Raw genomic sequence first — 22,078 nt, 5'->3', positions numbered from 1 at the left:
ATCCGACGCGAGGGCGCCGAATGCGCCCGGTCCAGGCGGGCATGGTCCACCCCGACCGCTCCCGTCGCCGGATGACGGTCTCCTCGGGCGGCAGCCTGCTGGCCACCAGCGATCTGCACGTGACCCACGCGGAGAACCGCGAGATCGTCGAGGCGATTCGACCGACCCACCCGGACGACTGGCTGATCGTGGCGGGCGACGTCGCCGACAGCGTCGCGGACGTCGAGTGGACGCTGCGGCTGTTACGAGACCGGTTCGCCGAGGTCATCTGGACGCCGGGCAACCACGACCTGTGGACGCCGCCCGGCGACACGGTGACCCTGCGCGGCGAGGCACGGTACCGGCACCTGGTGGAGGTGTGTCGAGGCCTCGGCGTGCACACCCCGGAGGACCCGTTCCCGGTCTGGGAGGGCACGGGCGGACCGGTCACGGTGGCGCCGCTGTTCCTGCTCTACGACTACACGTTCCGGCCGGCGGGCACGACGACCAAGGAGGCGGCGCTGGAACGGGCCATGGAGGCGGGTGTGGTCTGCACCGACGAGTACCTGCTGCACCCCGACCCGTACCCGAGCCTGGACGCCTGGGGCCGGGCCCGCGTCGCCGAGAGCGAGCGGCGACTCGCCGCGCTGCCCGAGGGCACGTCGACCGTACTGATCAATCACTGGCCCATGACGCGGCACCCGACGCGCATCCTGCGCTATCCCGAGTTCGCGCTGTGGTGCGGCACCGAGCTCACCGCCGACTGGCACGTCCGATTCAACGCGGCGGCGGTGGTCTACGGACATCTGCACATCCCCCGCACGACCTACCAGGACGGAGTCCGCTTCGAGGAGGTGTCGCTCGGCTATCCCCGCGAATGGCGTCCCCGAGGCCTGCCGCGCGGCGTGCTCCGCACGATCCTGCCCGCAGGCGGCTGAGGGCGGCGGCGCGCGTCCGCGGAGTCGGCGTTCGAGCGGGGCGGGAGATGCAGCCTGCCGGTGCCCGCCAGGTCCAGCGCGGCGCGCTCGCGCAGGACGACCGTGAGCGTGAGCAGCGTGGCCAGCATCAACAGCGGGCCGGGCACCAACGTCGGATCGAGCAGCGCCAGAATCGGCCCCGACACCATGCCCAGCCCGAGGCCGATGGTGCCCTGCAGTGCGGCGCCGAGCAGGACCGCCAGACCGGCGATGGCGAACTCGACGCCGCTCACCGACGCCGTCCGTCCGCGCGGCGGTGCCGGGCGTCCGGGAGGGCGCGATCACCGCGCGGGCAGCCGGGGGCCGGGCCACCGAGCCCGTCCGCGCGAGACGCCCCGGGCCGCCGCCTCACGAGCGGCCGACGTCGGGCGGCATCTGCACCGCCGGGGACGCGACTACGGACGGCGCGGCGGAGTCGGAAGAGGACTGCGGTTCGTCTCGATCAGGCTCGACGATCCAGCGGCCGAGGCCTGCGGCGGCGAGCAGCCCGACCACGCCCATCCCGGCCACCGCGAATCCCAGGGAGAGCGCGGCGCCCGTGCCGATCAGCAGCGGTCCCCCGCTGCCGCCCGCGTCCACACACAGGCGCCAGGCTCCCAGGAACGCGGGTCGTTCGGCGGGCGGCGCCATGTCGGCGCCCAGCGTCATCATGATCCCGCTGCCCATGCCGTTGCCGACGCCCATCAGCGCCGCGACCAGCAACAGGGTCACCGGCCCGCCGGTCAGCGGCAGGAGCAGGCACGACACGCCGAGGACCAGCATGGACGGCACGGCGACGAAGCGACGACCATGGAGGTCCATCACCCGACCCGCCGGGTAGAACAGCAGCATGTCCAGCGCGCCGGAGACGCCGTAGATCAGGCTCGTGACGGCCGGGTCGAGACCGAGATGGTCCCCCCATAGCGGGACGACCACCTGCCGCGACGCGCGGATCGCCCCCACCAGGACGGCCGAGGCCCCGAGAGTGGCGAAGAATCTGCGGTACCGGCCGAACATGCGCAGCGGACCCACCGGGGCGCGGACCTCCGAGGGAGCGCGACGCCGCGCGACGTCAGGCAGCGCGAGCACGATCGTCCCGGCGACGAGCACCGCGAGCACCTGGACCCAGTAGCCGCCGCGCGGGCCGAGCAGCACGAGCGCACCGGCCCCGACCAGCGGCCCGACGAACGCCCCGATGCGCACCACACCGGCCAGGGTCGACATCGCCCTGGCCCGCAGCCGAAGCGGCACGACCTCGGTGAGATAGGTCTGTCTGGCCAGGCCCCATACCGAGTTCGCCAGGCCGGCCACCAGCACCGAGGCAGCCAGCGTCGGCAGGTTGGGCGCCAACACGCAGCCCAGCGCGGCGAGCACGGCCAGCCCGCTGGCCACCAGCAGGGCGCCGCGCTCGCCGATCAGGCCGACCAGCCTGCCCGCGGGCAGGTTGCCGAGGACCTGGCCCACGCTGAGCACGGCCACGATGACGCCCGCGATCGAGAAGGACGCTCCCAGCTCCCTGGCGGTGATGGCGATCAGCGGGGCCGCCGCGCCCTGGCCGACGCCGTACAGCGAAGCGGGCAGGAAGACGGCGGGGATGAGGGAGCGCAGCGTGACCGGCGTCTGTGGACCCGGTGTCTCCTGCGCACTCATCGTCGAGGTGCCCTCCGCTCGTCGAACAACGTCGGAGCGGGCCCGTCCGCTGAACCGATCGTCGACACGGTCCCGCCTGCGCGGACCGGGAACGGCGGCGGTCGAGGCCCGAGGGACTCGTCGTCGCCCGAAGCGAGTCTCTGGCGGGCCTCGTCCGGCGTCAACCCGATTCGTCGGGATCAGCTCGACCTGCGCTGTGCCGCTGATCACGGGCGGGCCGCCGGTTCTGCGAGCCTCGGGCCAGTCGGCCTGCGGTGCGTCGGGTCGACTGTCTGTCTGCGGGGCGTGCGGGCAGCTGTCGAGGGGTGCGGGCGTCGAGGTGTCCGCCTGCCTACGGGTACTTCGCCGACCTGAAGATCGTCGGCCGGATCATGCGACACCGGACCGGTGACCGGCGATGCGACGCCGCTGCGGGAGCCCGTCGCTCTCGACCTCGTAGACCCGAGCGCGACCTGGCAGCCGGGGAGGGCGGTCGCCGATCATCCGGTGCGGGACGTCCGCTGCCGGTGCGCGGTGGCAGAGACATCGGCCGCAGACGGCAAGCGCGGCCGATCGGCGGATCACCCCGCCCGCCGCGAACCCAACAGGTTCATGCGGCTCAGGCGTTCTCAGCGGCCGTCTCCTTGAGCACCACGACCGGGATCAGCCGGGTGGTCTTGGCCTCGTAATCCGCGAAGGGGGACATTTCCTTCACCAGGGCCGCGTAGAGCCGGTCGCGCTCCGGTCCGGATGCCTCGATTCGCGCGCGGACCTCGATGGTGCGGGTGCCCACCTCGATGGTCGCGCGCGGGTCTGCCTCCAGGTTGGCTAACCAGAGCGGGTGCTTGTCCCCGCCCGAGTCGGAGGCGGCGATGACGAAGGAGTCACCGTCGGTGATGGTGCCCAGCGGCAAGGTGCGAGGCTTCCCGCTGCGCCGACCGGTGGTGGTCAACAACAGCAGCGGAACGCCCTCGAACGGTCCGCCGACCCGGCCTTCGTTCGCCCGGAACTCGGCGATGACATTCTCGTTGAAGCTGGACATGTGTTCTCCTCCTCGATGGCTTCGACGAGAATACATGGTCGACCAACTAATCACCGCAGTAAAGCGGCAGGCGATCCGGTGGAGGAGAACGTCTTGCACGACGAGACCGACGAAGTCTGTGCCGCCACGGCATCGCTGTTCGGCATCGAGCAGGGCCCGGTCAGCTCGGCGATCGTCCGAGTCGCCCGCGCACACAAGCTGCTCGCGGGCTCGCTGTTGACCAGGCTGGGCCTCTATCCCGGCCAGGAGATCGTGCTCATGCTGCTCGCCGAGAGCGGCTCGACCTCCCAACGGGACCTGGTCGGCAGGCTCGGCATCCACCCGTCCACCGTCACCAAGACGGTGCAGCGGCTGGAACGCGCGGGCTTCGTATGCCGCACGCGTTCCAGCCGGGACGCCCGCGTGATGCTGGTCGAACTGACCGAGGCGGGCAGCGGACTCCTCGACCGCCTGCACGGGGTGTGGGCCGAACTCGAAGAGCAGACCGTCGCCGGGCTGTCGAGTGCCGAGCGGGCGGAGCTGCTGTCCATGCTCGAACGCCTGGAACACTCGATCAGCGCCGCGCCCACGGCGTCCGGACGCTCAGGTTGAGGCGACGCTCAGGCCTGCCTGCCGTCGATCACCTGCCGCACGCCCTCGGCCGCCGCGTCCCCGACGGCGGCGGGCAGCAGCGCGGCGGGCAGGTTCTGGTAGGCGACCGGCCGGAGGAACCGGGTGACGGCCGCCGTTCCCACCGAGGTGGTCGTGGGGGCGGTCGACGCCGGGTAGGGGCCGCCGTGGTGCTGGGCGTCGCTGACCGTCACGCCGGTCGGCCACTGGTTCCAGATGATGCGGCCCGCGAAGTCCGACAACGGCTCGACGAGCTCGGCGGCCACGTCATCGCCCGCCTCGCTGCCCTGGATGGTGGCCGTGAGCTGGCCGTGTCCGAGCCGGGCCACCGCCAGCAGCTCCTCGGTGGAGGAGTAGGAGACCAGCAGCGCGGCCGGGCCGAAGCACTCCATGCCGAGCAGTTCGGGGTCGGCGAGCACGCGTTCGGCGGTCGTCCGCAGCAGGACCGGGGCGACCGCGCTGTCCGCGCCCGCGACCGTCGGAACCGTGTCGACGCCGTCGCAGTCGGCCAGGCCGCCCGTCGCGGTGAGGAAGCCGGTCTGGATTCGCTCGTTGAGCATCGGCCCGACGGTCAGCTCCGGCAGCAGCCCGACGAAGGCGTCCACATCGGGCACCAGCACGACGCCCGGCTTGGTGCAGAACTGGCCAGAGCCGAGGGTGACCGAGCCCGCGAAGCCCTCGACGATCTCGGCGCCCCGGTCCTGCCAGCCTCGGGGCGTCACGAAGACCGGATTGGTGCTGCCCAGCTCCCCGTAGAAGGGGATGGGCACCGGCCGCCCGACGGCGACGTCGAACAGCGCCCGGCCGCCCGAGACGGAGCCGGTGAACCCGACGGCGGACACCCGAGGGTCCCGCACCGCCGCGATGCCGTCCTCGAAGCCCTCGATCAGCGCGAACACGCCTGCCGGGGCGCCTGCGGACTCCAGCGCGGCGACGACGACGGCGGCGGTCTCCCGCGAGAGCCGGGGGTGGCCGGGGTGGGCCTTGAGCACCACCGGGCAGCCCGCCGCCAGCGCGGAGACGGTGTCGCCGCCCGCGACGCTGAACGCGAAGGGGAAGTTGCTCGCGGCGAACACGACCACGACGCCCAGCGGACGCAGCGCCCGGCGGATGTCGGGCCTCGGTCCCATCGGCCACGCGGGATCGGCGTGATCGATCCGCGCCTCCAGCAGGCTGCCGTCGCGAAGCCGCTCGGCGAACAGCCGGGCCTGGAAGGTGGTGCGCGCCAGCTCACCGGTGAGTCGCCCGGTGGGCAGGCTGGTCTCCGCCTGGGCGGTGGCGATCAGCTCGGGTCCCGCCGCGTCGAGCGCGTCGGCGAGGGCCGCCAGCCAGTCCGCCCGCTCGACAGGGCTGGAGAGGGCCAGAGTCCTGGCTGCCCCCTCCGCCGTGGCGAGGACGCCGTCCAGGGTGGGTGCGGGAGTCGTCACAGTGCTGCTCCGATCAGCGTCGGCCGGGTCGAGGGCCGCCGCGAGCGGCGGTCTCGACCTCGGCGCGGTCAGTGCCCCAGACGCCCGTCACCGGACGTCGGCAGGACGGCCTCGGATCGGTCGGCCTCGCCAGGCCGTCCGCTCCACGATCTCGTCCCGGCCCGGCGGTCGTGGGCTCCCCCGCGTCGTGACGCGCGGTCGACCGACGACCACGTGGGCCTCTCGACGGCGAGCCTGCCCGTGATCCGAGGCCGGCCTGGCGGTGCCCCGACTCGGCCGGGCGAATCGTCACCGCCCGGCTCCGACCGGGCGAATCATCACCGCCCGCCTCCCGGCGGGCGAATCGTCACCGCCCGGCTCCGACCGGGCGAATCATTACCGCCCCCGCCTCTCGGCGGGCGAAATCGCGGCCGCCCGGCTCCCGCCGAGCGAATCGTCACCGCCGGGCTGCTGATGCGGATCGTCCGGCTGCTCCCCGTCGCCGCCCCGATCGTGCCATGAGTGTGCCGGTCCTCGGCGCGGGCGGCGCGTGATCGCGAGCACTGCCGGCTGCGTCGCCGCAGGAGAACACTGGTAGACCGGGCCTGCCCACGGGTCGTCTCAGCGGACCGGAGCCGCGCCGGGCGACCGGGTCGTCCGGCCGGTACCGGGCGCAGGCGGCCCGCCGAGCACCGGCGACCCGGCCGCTTTCGGCCGGCCGGGTCCGCGCCGGACGTCGGCCCGCGGATCGTCGCCGAGGAGTACTCGGCGGCCGCCGAGCGATTCCGACCCGGTCACCGGCCCGACGACCGTCGATGCCGAAGGACCTCGGTCCGTGTCGGGCAGGATGATCGCGTGGTCTCCCCGCGGCTGTCCCGCATTCCGCGCATGCCGAGCGCGCTCGACCGGGTCAGGATCGGTCTGCTCCTCCTCGGCGTGATCTTCGTGCTCACCGGAGCGTTGCCCGCCGACGAGGCGGCGGCGAGCATCGCCAGGGTCGCTCCGCTGCTGCTGTTCCTCGGCAGTGTGATCGTGCTTGCGGAACTGGCGATGCGCGCCAGGGTCTTCGACGTCATCGCCACCCGGATCGCGATCATCGGCGGCGGGAACTACCCGGCACTGTTCCTACTGTGCGTCGGCTTCGCCTCGGTGACGACCGTCTTCCTCAATCTCGACACGACCGCCGTCCTGCTCACACCGGTGTTCCTCGCACTGGCCCCCAGGGCGAAGATCGCCGCGCTGCCGCTGGCGATGACCACCATCTGGCTCGCGAACACCGCCAGCCTGCTGCTGCCGGTGTCCAACCTGACCAACCTGTTGGCGGCCGATCGCGTCGCGCTGGACGCCGAGGACTTCGCGGCCCGGATGTGGGCGCCGCAGCTGGCGGCGATCCTGGTGACGACGGCGGCGCTGTGGGCGTTCTACTGGCGCCGGGGCGCCCGAGGCGCCGATCGCTATCTGCCGCCGTCGCCGGTCCGGCTGGAGCAGCCGAGGGAGCGCGGTCTGTGCGCGGTCGCGGCGGGGGCCTGCGTCCTGTTCGTCGGCGCCGTGATCTTCCTGCACGAGGGGATCAGCCTCGCCGCCGCCGGGGCCGCGCTGATCGTGGTGGCGGCCTTCGCCGTGCTGGACCGGCAGGCGTTGCGGCTGAGCCTGATCCCCTGGCGGCTGCTCATCCTGGTCGCCGGGCTGTTCCTGGTGATCCCCACCCTGAGCCGACACGGCCTCGCGGAGGTGATGACGGCGTTGATCGGCACCTCCGACGACGTCGGCGGCGCCGTCCGGGCGGCGCTGACGGGCGCCGGTCTGTCGAATGTGATCAACAACCTGCCCGCCTACGCCGCAGGAGAGGCCGTCGTGCCGCCTGCGAACGGGGATCAGCTGCTGGCCCTGCTGATCGGGACGAACGTCGGCGCCGTCGTCACCCCGTGGGCGTCACTGGCGACGCTGCTGTGTCTGGAGTCCTGCCGCGCGAACGGGCTCGTGGTGCCGCTGCGCCGATTCGTGCGCACGGGCCTCGTCCTCGCCGTCCTCGCGCTGGCGGCGAGCGTCGCCGCGCTCCTGATCACCGGCTAGTCCGTGCGGGACGCTGCCCTCGCCGCGACACCGGCCTTCCCGCGTCAGCCGTAGGGATTCTTGGGCTGGAGTGCCCTGCTGAGGGTGTCGCTCACGTCGTCGTCGGTGAAGGACTCCGGCAGCGGGAGCTGCAACGTGGTGAACAGCGTGCGCGCCTCGTCGACCGAGGGCTCCTCCGACAGCCGCAGATCTCGCACCAGGGCCACGTCGACCCGCCGCGCCTGGTCGAAGCTGGCGACGAGTTCCCGGTCATAGGACCGGTAGTGCGGCGTGTCCCGCTGGAACTGGACGGCGAACGCGCTCGGGTCCTCCTGGGTCATGATCACCCATCGGGAGGAGAGGTCCCAGCGGAACGTGGTCATCACCGCGGACAGGGCGAGGTCGACGCGCAGGAAGGTGAAGCGCTCGCGGTACCAGCACGCCGCCAGGACCGTCGCGAAGGCCTCTCGGCGGGCCCGTTCGGCCGTCCAGGTCTCGCCGGTGCCGTCGGGCCCCGGCGAGAGCGAGGATCGGTACTTCGCGTACTCGGTGCACAGCGCGTCGTCGGTGGGATCGATGATCTCGATCTGCATCTGCATCGGACGCTTGGCGCGGCGGGCGTTGGCCACGCACTCCTTGATCGTCACGGCGCGCAGGTAGGAGCCGGTGCCGCCCTTGAACATCCACAAGTCTGTGCCGTGGTGCGCGTCGGCGTGTAATCGGGCGATGTCGGAGCCGTGCACCAGCCGGACGGCGTTCGCGTCGGCCACGGCTCTGGCCTGGTGCCTGCGATCTCGCAGCAGCGTCGCGGCCAGCAACGCCAGCACGAGCAGGATCGCCGCGTCGACGGCCTCGCCGCCCTCCTCCCCCGTGCCCAGCAGATCGGGGCCGAAGACCTCCAGCAGGCCGAGCAGGCCGATCGTCCCGGCGATGACCAGGGCAAGGAAGCCGTCGGCGTTCTGCCGGAGCCAGGTGCCGAACCGTCGCATGGCTGTCCAGGTCCTCTGTGAGTGGCGGGGTTCACCCACAGACTGGTGCGACGGCCGCCCTGGCCGGAGCGGAATCGGCGAGCCCGATCTTCGGCCGCACCGAGGCGTGCCGGTTCGCCCGTCGCCGCCTGCGGTTCATCGCGTCACTCCACGCCGACGTCCTCGGTGGTCCCGCGCGCCAGTCCCGCCAGGACGTCCAGCGCCCTGGCCAGCGTCTCCGGCGGCGGAGAGCCCAGCGCTAGCCGGACGGCGCCCGGTGCCCTGGCCGTCCCGACGACGAAGGCGGCGGCGGGGGTGACGGCGATCCCGCGTCGCGCGGCGGCGGCCACGAAGGTCTCGGCCCGCCAGTGCTCCGGCAGCCGCCACCAGCAGTGGTAGGCGGCGGGATCGGCGGCCACGTCGAAGCCCACGAGCCGCTCGGCCACGATCGCCTGTCGAGCGGCGGCGTCGTGGCGCTTGGCCCGCGCCAGGGCGTCGGCCGTCCCGTCGGTGATCACCCTGGTGGCCGAGGCCAGCGCGAATCCGGCCGCCGCCCAGCCGCCGGATCGGACGGCCGAGGCGATTCGGGGCACGAGCCCGGGCGGGGCCGCGACGAAGCCCAGGGTCAGGCCGGGTGCCACCCGCTTGGACATGCTGTCCACCAGCACGACGTGCTCCGCGTCGATCGCGGCCAGCGGCAGCGGGTCCTCCCGGAGGAACCCGTTGACCACGTCCTCCACGACCGGCAGGCCCAGCCGCCCGGTCGTCTCGATCAGCTCCGCACGGCGTCGCTCCGGCATCGTGACGCCCAGCGGGTTGTGCAGCGTCGGTTGGAGATAGACCGCCCTTAGCGGCGTCGCCCGGTGGGCCTCGGCGAGGGCGGCGGGACTCAGGCCGTGCTCGTCCATCGGGATCGGCACAAGCGTGACGCCGAGTCGGGCGGCCACGGCCTTCATCACCGGGTAGGTGAACTCCTCCACGCCCAGCCGCTCCCCGACTCCGACCAGGGCGGCGGTGACGGCGGTCAACGCCTGACGTCCGCCGCCGGTGAAGGTGATCGACTCCGGCTCGGGACGCCAGTCCGCGCGGGACAGCAGCGTGGCGGCGGCATCCCGGCTCTCCGGGGTTCCGGCGGCCACGGCAGGCCGCAGCGCCTCGCCGAGCACGTCCGGCCGCAACAGCGGTCCGAGGCTCTCGGCGAGCAGGCCTGACTGTTCCGGCAGCATCGGGAAGTTCAGCTCCAGGTCGACTCGTTGCGCGGCGGGCTCGGTGAGCGCCGAGTGCGGGCGCCCCCGGCCTGCCCGGACGAAGGTGCCTCGGCCGACCTCGCCCACCGCGAGCCCCCGCCGGATCAGCTCGCCGTAGACGCGGGAGGCGGTCGAGGCGGCCACGCGGTGGGTGCGGGCGAACCGGCGCTGCGCGGGCAGCCGGTCACCGGGCCGGAGCCTGCCCGAGGCGATGTCGGCGGCCAGCTGGTCGGCGATGGCGCGATAGTCGTCCACGACGCGAAAGCCCCCTACATTGCACCGAGTGCATTGTTTTCATTGCACTGAGATCGTGCCCTCGTTAAGGTCGGATCGTCAAGAGCGCACGGCGGCCTTCGCTGACAGGGCTGGGCAGGGCCGACTGCCGAAAGCGTGGTCACGGGTGGTTCGACGGCCGAGGACGAACCCGAGACGACGGAGCGGATGTTCGGATGACAACGGGCTCCGCACCACGGCAGGCGGTGCGCTGATCCGACGGGGTCGGGGGACTCCAGCCCGACGGGTCGCGGCAGCAGGCAGGCCCGGCTGGTTCACCTGCATTCGAACCCCGCTGATTCGGAGTGCTGCCCCTGGCAGGCGGGTTCGGGGTGGTTCCCCGACGCCTGCCCTGCGGACCACGGCATCCGAACACGCCTCCCGGACCCGCAGGCCCGAAGCGACCGGGGCGGCGAAGCCGATCCGGTCACCGCACGAACCCTGCGAGGCCGCCACCGCCAGGCCGGTCGCGGGGAGACCGGACCGACGCCCTCGTCGCCGACCGCGCGGCGCGAGGTCCGGCGGCAGGTCCGGCGTCCGACTCTGGTCGGTCAGGTCCGATCGGGTCGACGAGGCGCCGGCAGACCGCATCGACGGACCGCCGTAGGCAGACCAGCTGGTCGGCGGCGCAAGCAGACCCGGAAGCACGAAGCACAACGATCACCCGACACGGCGAGGTCCGACGGACGCTCGCCGAAGGAGGCACGATGCGCACCCTGTCGCACGAGGACGGCACCACCGCCTACCGCGACGTCGGCGAGGGGCCGCCGGTCCTGCTCGTCCACGGCCACCCCTTCGACGGCTCGATGTGGGACCCGCAGGTCGAGCACCTCGCCGCCGCCGGGCGCCGAGTGATCGTCCCCGACCTGCGCGGTTACGGACGGAGCGCCGTCACCGCAGGCGAGGTGACCCTGGACGTCTTCGCCCGTGACCTCGCTGCTCTACTGGACCACCTCGACGTCGAGCGGGTGGTGCTGGGCGGGCTGTCGATGGGCGGCCAGATCGTCATGGAGTTCCACCGGCTGTTCCCCGAGCGGATCAGCGGACTGCTGCTGGCGGCCGCCTCGGCCAGGGCCGACGACACCGAGGGCAGACAGTCCCGCGTCGACACCGCCGAGCGGATCGAGTGGGAGGGCATGGCCGGCTACTCCGACGAGCTGCTCCCCCGGATGATCGCGCCCACCACCGTCGCCACCGACCCGCAGGTCGTCGCGCACGTCCGGCGGATGATGCGCGGCGCCCCCGCCACGGGGGCCGCCGCCGCGCTGCGCGGCCGCGCCCGGCGACAGGACTACGTCGCATCGCTGGCAGGCGTCTCGGTGCCGACGCTGATCGTCGTGGGAACCGAGGACGACTTCACCCCGGTCGCCGAGGCGGAGCTGATGCACGAGCGGATCACCGGCTCGACGCTCGCCGTCATCGAGGGCGCGGGCCACCTGCCGAACCTGGAGCGGACGGCGGAGTTCCACGAGGCACTCGCCTGCCTGCTGACGGCATCCGACACCACGAGGGAGGCGACGGCATAAGTGATTCGGCACCCACCGTCCTGGTCACCGGCGCGGGCAGCGAAACGGCGAGATCCGGCGCCGCGCCCCGCCCGACGACGACTCAGCCCGCGCCCGGCGTGAGGCTCCACTCGGGCAGCGCCTCGCAGAGCGCGCCCCACTCGAACGGCGGCTCGACCCCGCCCGCCGCGACGATGCCGCCGACGATCGCACAGGTCGTGTCGACGTCGCCGCCCACACTCGCGGTGGTCCAGAACGCCTCGCGGAAGTCGTCGAGCCTGGTGAGGGCCGCCCACAGTGCGAAGGGAACGGTGTCCTGCGCGCTGGTCCGGGAGCCGTTGCCCAGCTGCCGGGCAACGAGGGAGGCCGAGGCGACGGGCAGCAGCTCGCGCGCCGTGGCGATGCCGTCGTGGACCCGGCCCGCCGGGGTCAGCGCGAGCACGGCGTCAAGCAGGTCCGCAGGCTCGGACCGATCGGCGCCTGCCAGCAGGGACGCCGCGACGGCCACCGCCACCGCGCCCGCGATCCCCTCGGGGTGAGCGTGGGTGGCCTCGGCGGAGAGTGTCGCCTCCCGCGCGGCACGCACCGGATCACCGGCGAACCAGGCGCCCAACGGCGCGATCCGCATCGCCGCGCCGTTGCCCCACGAACCCCGGCCGTCGAAGGTGTCGGCCACCAGCTCGCGCCACGAGCCGCCTTCCCTGATCAGCCGCAGCAGCCGATTGGTCGACGGCCCGTAGCCGCGATCGAAGTCATGGTGCATGGCGAAGCTCGCCGCCAGGGCGTCCTGATCGATCCGGCCGTGTTCGGCGAGGACGGCGACGACCGAGCAGGCCATCTCGGTGTCGTCGGTCCACTGCCACGGCGCGGGCGGCAGGCGGCGTTCGTCGAGTCGGGTGCGATTGTCGGGGACGAAGAACTGGGAGCCGAGAGCGTCGCCGAGCGCCAGACCGCGCAGCGAGGCCAATGCTCGGGATCGAGGGTCAGTGGTCATCGCGGGTGATCATCACACGGGACTGCCGCTCGACGGACGAGATCGCCACGGATCGACGGGCGGCAGGCGGCGACGCCGCGTTCCCGGCGGGTCAGGCGTGCTCCGTGCAGAAGCAGCCGATGCCCTTCCCGATCCATTCCTGCCCGGCCCATTCCGGATGCCGTTCGGTCATCAGCGCCTCGACTTCGGCGATGATCGTCTCCTCGGACATCGCCGAGTCCCGCCGTACCCAGGTCTCATCGCGCAACAGCTCAAGATAGTCCCGGACATCGGCCAGCAACCGAGGTCCGGAGACATCGCCGTGGCCGGGCACCACCACCCGCGGGCCGGTGTCGATCAGTCTTCGCAGCACCTCGATCCACCGCAGCCCCGAGACGTCGACGTCATACGGCGGAAACCAGGGGAAGATCGAGAACCGGCCGGTCTCGACCAGATCGCCGGTGAACAGGACGTCAGCGTCGGGGACGCTCACCACCTGGTCGCCCTTGCTGTGGGCGCGCCCGGTGGCACGCAGCTGGACGACCCGGCCGCCGAGGTCGAGGTGATAGGTGTCGTCGTAGACCAGGTCCGGCGTGGCGGGCTCGACGCCGTTCAACTGCCGCGCCACCTGGGCGCCGAGGCCGCGAAACATCTCCAGATAACCCGGCCCCTTGTCGGCGAGGTCCGCCGCCTGCGCGCCGTTGACGAGGTAGGTCGCCTCACCTGCGAAGGCCTGCGCACCGAAAGCGTGCTCGGGGTGGAAATGCGTCGTGGTCAGGTACAGCCTGCGGCCCTTGGCGTACTCCGAGGCGAAGGCGAGGACCTTCTCGGCGTTGCGCGGCCCCAGACCGGTCTCGACGACCAACACGGAGTGGTCGCCGCCGATGACACCGATGTTGGGCACGAGTTCGACCCCTCGGTTCGGGAGTACCACCAGGTCGTCGGCGAGTTCCTCGACCTGGCTGATCTCGACGACCGGGTCGTGGGTGAGAGGTTCGGAAGGCATGCTCACACTGTCCGGTCTGCGCGCGGCCCGCGTCCAACACCGTCTCCGCACTCCCGATACTGGATCGGTATCATCGCTGGTCATGGAGTTCCGGCTGCTGCGCTACTTCGTCACCGTCGCCGAGGAGCGACACTTCGGGCGAGCGGCAGTCCGGCTGCACATGACGCAGCCGCCCCTGAGCCGGGCCATCAGGCAGCTGGAGGCCGATCTAGGGGTGGTGCTCCTGCACCGATCGGCCACCGGCATCGAGCTCACCGCCGCCGGAGCCTCCCTGTACTCGGACGCCGCTGCCCTGCTGGAACGGGTCGAGCAGGCCCGCGCCCGCGCGACGGCCGCCGCGGAGACCACGACACTCACCGTCGGCACGCTCTCCGACGGCGCAGGGGAGGCCGGGCCCCGGCTGGCCGCGACGTTCCGCCTGCGCCATCCCGAGGTGTCGATCCGATTCCGGGAAGCGGACTTCACCGACCCCACCACCGGACTGCGTAACGGGCTGGTCGACGTGGCACTCACCCGATCGCCCTTCGACGACACCGGCATCAGCAGGCGTGTGCTGCGCTCCGACCAGGTGGGCGCCGTGCTGCGCACGGACGACCCCCTCGCAGGCCGCGACTCCCTCCGCCTGGCCGACCTCGCAGGCCGCCGCTGGTTCCAACTGCCCGAGGGCACGGATCCGATCTGGTCCGAGTACTGGAACGGCGCGACGCCGGTCGGCGAACGACCCGCAGGTCCGGTGGTGCGCACCGTTACCGAGTGCATACAGGCCGTACTGTGGAACGGCGCGGTCGGCATCGCGCCGATCACGCACGCGCTGCCCGACGGGCTGATCCTGGCTCCGATCGTCGACATGCCTCCGAGCCCGCTCGTCGTCGCCTGGTCGACCGCGCGGGAGAGCCCGTTGATCCGCTCCTTCGTCCAGATCTCCGTCCAGGCATACCGGTCGGCGTCGACGTAGCTCAGGTTCGATCCGGTATCCCGAGAACGCCGCCCCCGCTGAGATCTGATGACTCGTCCGGATCACCGCCGGGCACGCCGCCTGCTGCCGGTCGTCGCTCAGCAGGCCTGCCGAGCGACAGGCGGATCACCGTCCGACGACGAGAGAACACACCGGAAGCGATCCGCCCTTGGCGCCCGGCACCGAGCTTCGCCGCCTTCCAGGTGCATCGCACCCCGGAATGAACCACCGCATGAAGTGAACCGCACCGGATCGCTCCGCCTATCAGGGGAGCGCTCCGGTGTCGACATCGTCATGGCACGAACGCGCCCGCCGACGCACGCACCGCCGGACCTGCGGTCAATGGCAGCCTCATCAAGAAGGGCGTGGCCTGACACCGCGTTCCCGGGCCGAAGTAGGTCAACGGCCCTTCGGGATCGGGTCAGCTTCTCGGTAGCCACCAGGTACGGACGATGGTGTCGGGATCGTCCAGCCATGCGATCTGGCGACCGGAGGCGAGGTCGATGGTGAGGCCGAGCCGTTCCGGGCCGGGCTGACCGCGTTCATACCACCAGTCATAGGCGTCTTCGGCCTCGTCCCAGAGGCGACGTGGGCCGAACTGGCCGACGGTGAACGGCTCGGCGGCAGCCGTCGGCCAGTCGAGGCGGGCGAAGGAGCGCGTCGTCGCATCGTCCAGCTCGACAACGTGGTGGCCGGGGCCGTGCCGGTCACGGCCGAGTGCCAGGGACACGTCGTGCAGCCGGACGCCGATGGCCAGGTTGCCTCGCGCGGGGTCGAGCATCCGGTCCAGGTCGATGTTGCGGCATTCGGTGATTCGGACCGCCGCGCGGGCGATCGTGGCCTCGTCCGGCTCCCACCCGAACAGCCCGCGCCGATGCGCCCGCAGCCGCATGAAGGACAGCCGGGTAGCGAACCGGCCGCCCGCGACGCCGTTCGCCCCGAGGTCGATGGCGAGCAGGGCGCCCGTGGCGTAGTCGGTGCTCCACGGGGTGACCAGCCGACCGCCGGGACGCAACTGCTCGAGCCAGGCCCTCGGGACGACCTCCCGCACCGAGGCGGTGGAGATCACCCGATCGAACGGAGCCGCCACCGGACAGCCTGCCTCACCGTCTCCAGTGACCACGCGGGCGGTGAATCCCGAGGCGTCGAGCGCCGCGCGAGCGGCCTCGGCGAGTCCCGGATCGACTTCGATCGTGGTGACGTGTCCGGCCGGGCCGACCCGGTGCTTCAGCAGGGCCGCGTTCCAACCGGTGCCGGTGCCGATCTCCAACACCGAGTCACCAGGCTGCGGATCGAGCGCCGCGAGCATGTCCGCCACGATGCTCGGCTGGCTCGACGAGGACGTCGGGAAGTTCTCCCCGCCCGCACGGTGTGGCTCGCCGAGGTTGATCTGGGTGACCACCGGCCGATTCGCGGCGACCGCCGTCTCCCACGCCGTGCGGTCGCGGTGGCGCGACACCGCGCGGTAACCCGGCTCGTTCGAGACATCGACCCAGATGGTGTCCGGGATGAACACCGCCCTCCTCACCTCCTCGAACAACGCCCGCCACGCGGGCGCCGAGGGATCAGCCGTCATCTACTTCTAGTCCCTGGTCTTCACGGCCCTTAGCCTTCATGGCCCTTGTCGTCCCGATCGTGCTTCCCGCCGCCGGACTCCTCGGCCGACTTCGTGGCGGTCGGGTCGTAGGTGCCCTGCCCGTCATCCTGCGACTTGTTCTCATGCTTGGCCACGGTGACGCGCCCCCTCGAAACAATTGAGCCCGGCCCTTCGCTCCTGCCTATGCACAGGCTATGGAGGGTGGCCTGCGCCCCGCACGGAACAAGATCCCATCGAGTGAACTCCGGATCGGCGGGCGGGACGTGCGCCGATTGGGGCGGGGAGCGGCCCCCGACAGGCCGCCGTCACCGGGTGACCGGCGGGCCCGCCGCTCCGCCCTGCGCTGCCATCCGGTCGAGCCGAGAATCGGCCGGGATTCCCGGCGGTCAGGAACTAGAGCGGCGCGACGGAGGCCGCCCAGAAGACGTGGTTGATCGCTCCCGGCACACGGAGACCCGCCAACGCGCGATCGAGCGTTCCCATGCTCATCCGGACGCCACCGCCGGTGGAGACGATCTCGACATGGTCGGGAAAGGCCATGCCCCAGGCATGAACATGGGCACCGGGACGCTCGTCGTACTCCCGTACCAGCGCGAATACCCGAGGCGCCTCCTCATCGACGAGTGCTTGGACCCGCTCCTCGAAGGCACGGGGCGGCGGGGCGGGAAGAGAAGACGTCGAGCCGACCTCCGGCTCGACACCATCATGAAGATCACTAACATCCTTCGCCGACATTCATCACTCCTCGCGTTCGATCTGATACCCTTCGCAGTCAATGGTGAACCTGGTCCGCCCGATTAAAAAGTGAACGTCCACTTTTTCACCCCAAAGACGGATCGCTCAGACATGACGACGTCACGCCGAGGAGATCGACATGTTCGACGGCCACCTGGCTGGCAACACCACTGTTCGACGATGGCAGCTCACCGAGGCCTTGCGTCAACTGCGGGAACAGGCGGGACTTACCCACGATCAGGTCGTAGCCGAGCTACGCAAGGGCGAAGGAAAGTGGTCTCGCCCGAAGCTGTCGCGAATCGAGAACCGCGAGCAAGGCGTTCGAGTTCGCGAGGTCGACCAGCTTCTCGATGTGTATCAGGTGCGAGACCGGGAACTTCGTGAGTCCCTGCTCGAACTCGCAGGAACCCCGAAGCGCCACGGCTGGACAGTGGACATCCAGAGGAACCTGCCCGAGGACTTCCATCGCTTCCTGATGCTCGAAACCGCTCTGCTGGAACACCGACAGTTTGAGACGCTGTTGGTTCCAGGCCTCCTTCAAACCGCCGACTACGCTCGTGCACTGATCAGCGGCATCGACCCGGGATTGAGCGAAGACGAGGTAGAGCGTCGGGTGGTCGCCCGTATCACGCGCCAACAGATCCTGAGCCGCACCAAGCCACCCCGTCTGCACGCGATCCTCGATGCAGGACTTCTAGAACGTCCGGTCGGTGGCCGTCGGGTAATGCAACGTCAACTGCGACAGATCGCCGAGGCCTGCGAGGCACCCAATATCACCATTCAGGTACTCCCGAAGTCCGTGGGTGCAAGCCCTGCATTGGAAGGCCCGTTCTCCATCCTCACGCTCCCGGACCCGATCCCCGACGTCGGCTACGCCGACGCGCCTGGACGCGCCGTGTACTTCGAAGATCGCGACCATGTGCGAACGTACACCTTGCGCTTCGGTGCTCTCTCCGAGCAGGCTTTGACGCAGAGCGAATCAGTATCATTGATCAACACAGTTGCGACGAACGTCGAGCGAGACGAATGAGGTCGACATGGACATCGAGGGCGCTCACTGGCGCAAGAGCAGTTTCTCCGGCGGCGGCGGGCCCGGCAACGGAAACTGCATCGAGGTGGCGGCGTTCCCGGACGGGAGTATCGCCCTCCGCGACAGCAAGAACCCCGCTGGCGGAGTCATCTGCTTCAGCGGCACCGAGGTCAGCGACTGGATCACCAGCATCAAGGCTGGCAGGTTCGACCATCTGGGCTGAGCCTCGTCCGCACAGGACGAAGGGAACAGAGGTGATCGATGAGCCCCATCCGTCCTCGCTGTCCTGGCGGAAGAGCAGCTTCTCCGGTGGCGGCGGTGCAGGCGGCGGGAACTGCGTCGAAGCAGCTGCCCTGCCCGATGGCCGCATCGCGGTCCGCAACAGCAAGAACCCCCACGACGGCACCGCCTACTTCTCCCGCAGCGAGATCGAGGCCTGGATCAAGGGCATCAAAGCAGGCGAGTTCGACGACCTCGCCTGACACCGCAGCCGTCACGGTGGACAGCCGTCCGCTGTCGTGTCCAGGAACTACCGCGCGCTGCGCGCCCGCACGTGGGCTCGCTCGCCCTGCGGTCCGAACAGGACGAGCGTCTCCACCGGGTGTCCGTCGGAAGAGCCGAGCCAGTGCGGCAGCGCGGTGTCGAACTCGGCGGCCTCGCCTGCGGGCAGGACCAGGTCGCGGTCGCCGACCACCAGCCGAAGCCGTCCGTTAAGGACGTACACCCATTCGTAGCCGCCGTGCATCTGTGGCGTCGGCTCCGCCGGTTCCGACCTGCTCGGGATGAGCATCTTGAACGCCTGCACGCCGCCCGCGCGGCGGGTGAGCGGGAGGAACGTCATCCCGTGGCGGCGGATCGGCCGCAGGTGGATGCGCGGATCGCCCGTCCGCGGGGCGCCGACGAGATCGTCCAGGGGCACCCCGTAGACTCGGGCCAGCGGCAGCAGCAATTCCAGGGTGGGCCGTCGTCCGCCGCTCTCCAACCGGGACAGGGTGCTCTCCGACGTCCCGGTGGCCGTCGACAGGTCGGCCAACGTCAGTCCGCGCTGCTTTCGTTGGGCACGCAGCCGGGGGCCGACCCCCGCCAACACAGCATCCGTCTCCTCGACCATGAGTCCGATCTTGCCATCTCGGCAAGTTCTCGGGCTGTTTCCATCGGCGCGGTGCAGGGTTGGCGCTGCACGTCGACCTGATGAGGAGACCATGAACGATCACGATCGAGCCGCCCGGTTCTGGGACGAGCAGTTCCGCAAGTATTCCGCTGCGGCGGTGACGGCGAGGGTGAACCCTCGACTGTCCGAGATCGCCGGGCCGCTGACCCCCGGCACCGCACTTGACCTCGGCTGCGGCGCAGGAGGAGACGCCCGCTGGCTGGCCGACCGCGGCTGGCACGTCACCGCGGTCGACATCTCCGCCTCAGCCGTGCGCTCACTCCGGCAGGAGGCCGAGCACAGCGGCAGGTCCGTCACCGCACTCTGCATCGACCTCGCCGAAGATCTCCCCGCAGGCACCTTCGACCTGGTCTCGGCGCAGTATCTCCACACGCCGTTCCCCCTGGACCGCGTCCGCATGCTGCGGAGGGCCGCGAGGTCGGTGAACCCGGCAGGCAGGCTGGCCGTCGTCGACCACGGCTCGACGGCGCCGTGGTCCTGGTACCAGGACGCCAATCTCCGGCACCCGACACCGGCTGAGGTGGCCGAGGAACTCGCCCTCGATCCCGAGGAGTGGTGGATCGAGCGCGCCGACAGCCCGGAGCGGCGGGCCACCGGTCCCGACGGCAGCACCGCGACGGTCGTCGACCACGTGCTGGTCCTTCGGCGGACGGGCCAGGAGGCCCGGCGATGAGCGCGCGACGAGCACGCGACCTCGGGCCTCCTGCCACGGGGACCGGCGAACGGGAGGTGCTCACCGGATTCCTCGACTACCTGCGCGCCTGCGTCGCGGCCAAGGCCGAAGGAGTGCCCACGCGCGAGGCCCGCCGTCCCGGGGTGTCGTCGGGAACGAACCTGCTCGGGCTGATCCGACATCTCACCCACGTCGAACGACACTGGCTGCTCGGCCACGTCGTGGCCGACTGGGCGGCTACCTTCCAACCGCGTCCCGACGACACGACCGAGACGATCCTCGCCGCCTACCGGGCGGCCGTCGCCGAGGCGAACGAGGAAATCGCGTCCTGGGACGACCTCACCGAAACGGGCCCCCGCCCGGCAGGCCGCGACCGCGCGGCGCCGTCCCGGCGGTGGACGCTGGTTCATCTGATCGAGGAGACCGGGCGGCACGCGGGTCATGCCGACATCCTGCGGGAACTGATCGACGGCGACACCGGGCGGTGAGACCCTGGTTCAGCGAGCCCATGGCAGGTGCTTCGAGGATCACTTCGGCCAGGCCTGCGGGATGCCCGGGGTGACGGGGTGATCATGGCGGCACCCGGGCAGGTTCAGCGCCACCGACAGCCCGGTGCAGAAGGCGGGCGGGGCGAGCCGAACCCTCGGGCGGCGCCTGCGGGACCGCGCGTCGAGCCGTCTGGCGTCGACGCCGTTCTCCGGTGTGGACGGGCTACGCGGCCGCGCCCGTGTCGCCCTCCCCCGCTCGACGCCCGCCACCGCCGGGCCCGGCTCCGAGCCGCAGCCGACGCTCAGGCCGGTTCGAGGACGACCACGGGAAGGATTCGCTCGGTACGGCGCGCGTAGTCCGCGTACGGCTTGTACTGCGCCACCACCCGCGGCCACAGCGCGGCCCGTTCCTCGCCCTCGGCGACCCTCGCGCGGACCCGGCGACGGACGCCGCCCGGCAGCTCCACCTCGGTGGTCGGCGCCGCCATGAGGTTGTGGAACCACGCCGGATGCACGTCGATACCGCCCTTGGACGCGACGATGACGAGATTCGGCGCGTCGTCGAGATAGATCAGCGGGTTGGTGCGCGCCTGCCCTGTCTTGCGCCCGACATGGTCCAACAGCAGGACGGGGGCACCGAGGAACGTGCCTCCCCGCCGCCCCTTGGTCTTGCGGAACAAGAACTTGTTCCAGCGAGCTGCTTGACGATGCAGCTTCCAGTACACGGACTTCGGAGGAGGTGGCTTCATGCGCAAATAGTGTCATCATCTGACATTTGTCGTCAACCGCCTCAAGTCATTGAGTGAATTTAGTCCCATACTGTCAGATCAACCGTCGCCGGCGGTAGCATGCGGCCATGACCACGCCCGGCCTGCGCGAGCGCAAGAAGCAGCGGACCAGAGAAGCCCTCACGGACGCCGCCTACGCGTTGTTCCTGCACAAGGGCTTCGACGCGACGACGATCGACGAGATCGCCGAGGCCGTGGAGGTCTCGTCGCGCACGTTCTTCCGGTACTTCGCGTCCAAGGAGGACGTCGCTCTCTCGCCGTTGAATCAGCAGGTCACTTCGATGCTGCGCCTGTTGGCGGCCCGACCCGCCGAGGAGCCCGTGATCACCGCGCTGCGGCGGTCCGTCGGCGAGATCGTGCGGTCGTACGAGACCGACGAATGCTCCGGAGCCGAGCCGGATCGGCACCGGAGCATGCAGGCCCTGCTCGGCACCAACCCGATGCTCAAGGCGTACTGTCTGAAGCAGAGCACCGAGTGGCTGGGCGAGCTGGCCTCGATCATCGCCACCCGAATGGGCGTCGAGCTCACCGAAGATCCTCGGCCCCACCTGGTGGCCTCGGTCATGCTGAGCGCACTGCGGACCACGGTGGACGCCTGGCAGGAACTCCACCCCGACGTCCCGGCCTCGACGCTTTTCGATCAGGCCTTCGATCTCCTGGCCGGGGGCCTGAACTATCCGGCCGCCGTCACCACCGCGCGGCCGGGATGCACGAGCGAGGCAGGCGACTGATCCGGACTGCGGTCGCGCGTGCGCGTCGACCCGGCGCGACCCTGCGCTGCCCGAGCGCGGCGCAGCGAGGCGGCAAAAGGTTCCAAACTGGCGGTGAAGGGAATCAGACGCAGCCGGGCGTTCTCTCACACGGTCATGATCGGCAGGTACGTCGTGCGAGCGCCCGCGATCTCGCATCCCGGGCTGCCCGGCTGCCGACGGAGGGCACACGCGGTCGACGAATGAAGCTGCACGGTCAGGCCGCACCCGTCCTGCCGGAAACGAC

At 71.1% G+C, this 22,078-nt stretch carries 24 protein-coding genes; 11 read left to right on the top strand and 13 right to left on the bottom strand.

The features are described from left to right. The first annotated feature begins 71 nt into the window (after positions 1–71). The gene (locus UA74_RS13590) at positions 72–917 is read left to right on the top strand and encodes a metallophosphoesterase family protein (protein WP_157434607.1); all 846 of its coding nucleotides are present in this window, start codon (positions 72–74) and stop codon (positions 915–917) included. Here the strand turns inward: UA74_RS13590 and UA74_RS13585 are convergent. The 3 genes from UA74_RS13585 to UA74_RS13575 form a co-directional block, all read right to left on the bottom strand. Then, the gene (locus UA74_RS13585; RefSeq protein ID WP_075764489.1) at positions 845–1,189 is read right to left on the bottom strand and encodes a hypothetical protein; all 345 of its coding nucleotides are present in this window, start codon (positions 1,187–1,189) and stop codon (positions 845–847) included. The two genes, UA74_RS13590 and UA74_RS13585, sit on opposite strands and share 73 nt — an antisense overlap. A 115-nt stretch (positions 1,190–1,304) precedes the next feature. Beyond that, a complete protein-coding gene (locus tag UA74_RS13580) occupies positions 1,305–2,585 on the bottom strand; it encodes an MFS transporter (protein ID WP_083684038.1) in 1,281 nt (426 codons plus the stop codon). Between the two features lie 598 nt (positions 2,586–3,183). Beyond that, positions 3,184–3,606, bottom strand: coding sequence for a nitroreductase family deazaflavin-dependent oxidoreductase (locus tag UA74_RS13575; protein WP_075740555.1), 423 nt, complete (start codon positions 3,604–3,606; stop codon positions 3,184–3,186). A gap of 15 nt (positions 3,607–3,621) precedes the next feature. On the opposite strand from UA74_RS13575, the gene UA74_RS13570 reads away from it, so the two are divergent. Then, positions 3,622–4,197, top strand: coding sequence for a MarR family winged helix-turn-helix transcriptional regulator (locus UA74_RS13570; RefSeq protein ID WP_083684037.1), 576 nt, complete (start codon positions 3,622–3,624; stop codon positions 4,195–4,197). Between the two features lie 8 nt (positions 4,198–4,205). Here the strand turns inward: UA74_RS13570 and UA74_RS13565 are convergent, their stop codons facing one another. Further along, positions 4,206–5,714 carry an aldehyde dehydrogenase (NADP(+)) gene (locus UA74_RS13565; RefSeq protein WP_404799989.1) on the bottom strand — a complete coding sequence of 503 codons (1,509 nt, stop codon included), beginning with the start codon at positions 5,712–5,714 and terminating at the stop codon, positions 4,206–4,208. A gap of 762 nt (positions 5,715–6,476) precedes the next feature. Here UA74_RS13565 and UA74_RS13555 point away from each other — a divergent pair. Next, positions 6,477–7,694 (top strand): ArsB/NhaD family transporter, encoded by a 1,218-nt coding sequence (locus tag UA74_RS13555; protein WP_232237746.1) that lies wholly within the window; start codon positions 6,477–6,479, stop codon positions 7,692–7,694. 44 nt (positions 7,695–7,738) lie between these two features. On the opposite strand, the gene UA74_RS13550 is transcribed toward UA74_RS13555, so the two are convergent. Both UA74_RS13550 and UA74_RS13545 read right to left on the bottom strand, forming a co-directional pair. Beyond that, positions 7,739–8,662, bottom strand: coding sequence for a hypothetical protein (locus UA74_RS13550; protein ID WP_075764487.1), 924 nt, complete (start codon positions 8,660–8,662; stop codon positions 7,739–7,741). A 143-nt stretch (positions 8,663–8,805) separates the two neighbouring features. Continuing rightward, positions 8,806–10,143: an aminotransferase-like domain-containing protein gene (locus UA74_RS13545; protein ID WP_075740551.1), complete on the bottom strand. Its 1,338-nt coding sequence runs from the start codon at positions 10,141–10,143 to the stop codon at positions 8,806–8,808. Positions 10,144–10,868: 725 nt separating this feature from the next. On the opposite strand from UA74_RS13545, the gene UA74_RS13540 reads away from it, so the two are divergent. Next, entirely contained in the window at positions 10,869–11,687 is an 819-nt protein-coding gene (locus UA74_RS13540) for an alpha/beta fold hydrolase (RefSeq protein ID WP_075740550.1), read from the top strand. Positions 11,688–11,769: 82 nt separating this feature from the next. Here UA74_RS13540 and UA74_RS13535 read toward each other — a convergent pair whose 3' ends face one another. Further along, positions 11,770–12,660, bottom strand: coding sequence for an ADP-ribosylglycohydrolase family protein (locus UA74_RS13535; RefSeq protein WP_075740549.1), 891 nt, complete (start codon positions 12,658–12,660; stop codon positions 11,770–11,772). Between the two features lie 91 nt (positions 12,661–12,751). After that, positions 12,752–13,645, bottom strand: a complete 894-nt coding sequence (locus tag UA74_RS13530) for an MBL fold metallo-hydrolase (protein ID WP_075740548.1) — start codon at positions 13,643–13,645, stop codon at positions 12,752–12,754. 82 nt (positions 13,646–13,727) lie between these two features. Between UA74_RS13530 and UA74_RS13525 the strand changes: the two genes are divergently transcribed. Next, positions 13,728–14,600: a LysR family transcriptional regulator gene (locus tag UA74_RS13525; protein ID WP_075740547.1), complete on the top strand. Its 873-nt coding sequence runs from the start codon at positions 13,728–13,730 to the stop codon at positions 14,598–14,600. A 421-nt stretch (positions 14,601–15,021) separates the two neighbouring features. Here UA74_RS13525 and UA74_RS13520 read toward each other — a convergent pair whose 3' ends face one another. From UA74_RS13520 to UA74_RS31785, 3 genes are all read right to left on the bottom strand, one after another. Further along, positions 15,022–16,176: a methyltransferase domain-containing protein gene (locus tag UA74_RS13520; protein ID WP_075740546.1), complete on the bottom strand. Its 1,155-nt coding sequence runs from the start codon at positions 16,174–16,176 to the stop codon at positions 15,022–15,024. A gap of 29 nt (positions 16,177–16,205) precedes the next feature. Next, a complete protein-coding gene (locus tag UA74_RS34000) occupies positions 16,206–16,331 on the bottom strand; it encodes a hypothetical protein (RefSeq protein ID WP_257787508.1) in 126 nt (41 codons plus the stop codon). Positions 16,332–16,590: 259 nt separating this feature from the next. Next, positions 16,591–16,932: a hypothetical protein gene (locus tag UA74_RS31785; protein WP_157442214.1), complete on the bottom strand. Its 342-nt coding sequence runs from the start codon at positions 16,930–16,932 to the stop codon at positions 16,591–16,593. A 139-nt stretch (positions 16,933–17,071) separates the two neighbouring features. Between UA74_RS31785 and UA74_RS13510 the strand changes: the two genes are divergently transcribed. From UA74_RS13510 to UA74_RS13500, 3 genes are read left to right on the top strand one after another with little or no spacing between them, the layout of a single operon-like run. Next, positions 17,072–17,962, top strand: a complete 891-nt coding sequence (locus UA74_RS13510; protein ID WP_075740544.1) for a helix-turn-helix domain-containing protein — start codon at positions 17,072–17,074, stop codon at positions 17,960–17,962. Positions 17,963–17,969: 7 nt separating this feature from the next. Further along, on the top strand, positions 17,970–18,185 hold the full coding sequence (locus UA74_RS13505) for a DUF397 domain-containing protein (protein WP_075740543.1): 216 nt from the start codon (positions 17,970–17,972) through the stop codon (positions 18,183–18,185). Between the two features lie 31 nt (positions 18,186–18,216). Further along, positions 18,217–18,444: a DUF397 domain-containing protein gene (locus UA74_RS13500; protein ID WP_075740542.1), complete on the top strand. Its 228-nt coding sequence runs from the start codon at positions 18,217–18,219 to the stop codon at positions 18,442–18,444. 47 nt (positions 18,445–18,491) lie between these two features. Here UA74_RS13500 and UA74_RS13495 read toward each other — a convergent pair whose 3' ends face one another. After that, positions 18,492–19,073 (bottom strand): helix-turn-helix domain-containing protein, encoded by a 582-nt coding sequence (locus tag UA74_RS13495; RefSeq protein WP_075740541.1) that lies wholly within the window; start codon positions 19,071–19,073, stop codon positions 18,492–18,494. Between the two features lie 91 nt (positions 19,074–19,164). Between UA74_RS13495 and UA74_RS13490 the strand changes: the two genes are divergently transcribed. Together UA74_RS13490 and UA74_RS13485 are read left to right on the top strand one after the other, a co-directional pair. Next, positions 19,165–19,806: a class I SAM-dependent methyltransferase gene (locus tag UA74_RS13490; protein WP_075740540.1), complete on the top strand. Its 642-nt coding sequence runs from the start codon at positions 19,165–19,167 to the stop codon at positions 19,804–19,806. After that, positions 19,803–20,294 carry a DinB family protein gene (locus UA74_RS13485; protein ID WP_075740539.1) on the top strand — a complete coding sequence of 164 codons (492 nt, stop codon included), beginning with the start codon at positions 19,803–19,805 and terminating at the stop codon, positions 20,292–20,294. Before UA74_RS13490 ends, UA74_RS13485 begins: the two co-directional genes overlap by 4 nt. A 302-nt stretch (positions 20,295–20,596) precedes the next feature. Here UA74_RS13485 and UA74_RS13480 read toward each other — a convergent pair whose 3' ends face one another. After that, positions 20,597–21,043 (bottom strand): nitroreductase/quinone reductase family protein, encoded by a 447-nt coding sequence (locus UA74_RS13480; RefSeq protein ID WP_075740538.1) that lies wholly within the window; start codon positions 21,041–21,043, stop codon positions 20,597–20,599. Between the two features lie 107 nt (positions 21,044–21,150). Here UA74_RS13480 and UA74_RS13475 point away from each other — a divergent pair, with 107 nt between their 5' ends. After that, positions 21,151–21,813, top strand: a complete 663-nt coding sequence (locus UA74_RS13475; RefSeq protein WP_075740537.1) for a TetR family transcriptional regulator — start codon at positions 21,151–21,153, stop codon at positions 21,811–21,813. Positions 21,814–22,078: the final 265 nt, after the last annotated feature.

Origin of the sequence: Actinoalloteichus fjordicus (assembly GCF_001941625.1) — a bacterium.
GTDB classification, from domain to species: domain Bacteria; phylum Actinomycetota; class Actinomycetes; order Mycobacteriales; family Pseudonocardiaceae; genus Actinoalloteichus_A; species Actinoalloteichus_A fjordicus.
The sequence above is the reverse complement of the archived record's forward strand: the minus strand, read 5'-3'. Positions and strand labels throughout refer to the sequence as shown.

Coding starts and splice junctions, on each gene's coding strand:
- UA74_RS13520 (WP_075740546.1), bottom strand. CDS start 16,176: ATGACGGCTGATCCCTCGGCGCCCGCGTGGCGGGCGTTGTTCGAGGAG.
- UA74_RS13530 (WP_075740548.1), bottom strand. CDS start 13,645: ATGCCTTCCGAACCTCTCACCCACGACCCGGTCGTCGAGATCAGCCAG.
- UA74_RS13535 (WP_075740549.1), bottom strand. CDS start 12,660: ATGACCACTGACCCTCGATCCCGAGCATTGGCCTCGCTGCGCGGTCTG.
- UA74_RS13480 (WP_075740538.1), bottom strand. CDS start 21,043: ATGAAGCCACCTCCTCCGAAGTCCGTGTACTGGAAGCTGCATCGTCAA.
- UA74_RS13575 (WP_075740555.1), bottom strand. CDS start 3,606: ATGTCCAGCTTCAACGAGAATGTCATCGCCGAGTTCCGGGCGAACGAA.
- UA74_RS13505 (WP_075740543.1), top strand. CDS start 17,970: ATGGACATCGAGGGCGCTCACTGGCGCAAGAGCAGTTTCTCCGGCGGC.
- UA74_RS13525 (WP_075740547.1), top strand. CDS start 13,728: ATGGAGTTCCGGCTGCTGCGCTACTTCGTCACCGTCGCCGAGGAGCGA.
- UA74_RS13590 (WP_157434607.1), top strand. CDS start 72: ATGACGGTCTCCTCGGGCGGCAGCCTGCTGGCCACCAGCGATCTGCAC.
- UA74_RS13510 (WP_075740544.1), top strand. CDS start 17,072: ATGTTCGACGGCCACCTGGCTGGCAACACCACTGTTCGACGATGGCAG.
- UA74_RS13475 (WP_075740537.1), top strand. CDS start 21,151: ATGACCACGCCCGGCCTGCGCGAGCGCAAGAAGCAGCGGACCAGAGAA.
- UA74_RS13540 (WP_075740550.1), top strand. CDS start 10,869: ATGCGCACCCTGTCGCACGAGGACGGCACCACCGCCTACCGCGACGTC.
- UA74_RS13580 (WP_083684038.1), bottom strand. CDS start 2,585: ATGAGTGCGCAGGAGACACCGGGTCCACAGACGCCGGTCACGCTGCGC.
- UA74_RS13490 (WP_075740540.1), top strand. CDS start 19,165: ATGAACGATCACGATCGAGCCGCCCGGTTCTGGGACGAGCAGTTCCGC.
- UA74_RS13485 (WP_075740539.1), top strand. CDS start 19,803: ATGAGCGCGCGACGAGCACGCGACCTCGGGCCTCCTGCCACGGGGACC.
- UA74_RS13495 (WP_075740541.1), bottom strand. CDS start 19,073: ATGGTCGAGGAGACGGATGCTGTGTTGGCGGGGGTCGGCCCCCGGCTG.
- UA74_RS13550 (WP_075764487.1), bottom strand. CDS start 8,662: ATGCGACGGTTCGGCACCTGGCTCCGGCAGAACGCCGACGGCTTCCTT.
- UA74_RS13570 (WP_083684037.1), top strand. CDS start 3,622: ATGGCTTCGACGAGAATACATGGTCGACCAACTAATCACCGCAGTAAA.
- UA74_RS31785 (WP_157442214.1), bottom strand. CDS start 16,932: ATGTCGGCGAAGGATGTTAGTGATCTTCATGATGGTGTCGAGCCGGAG.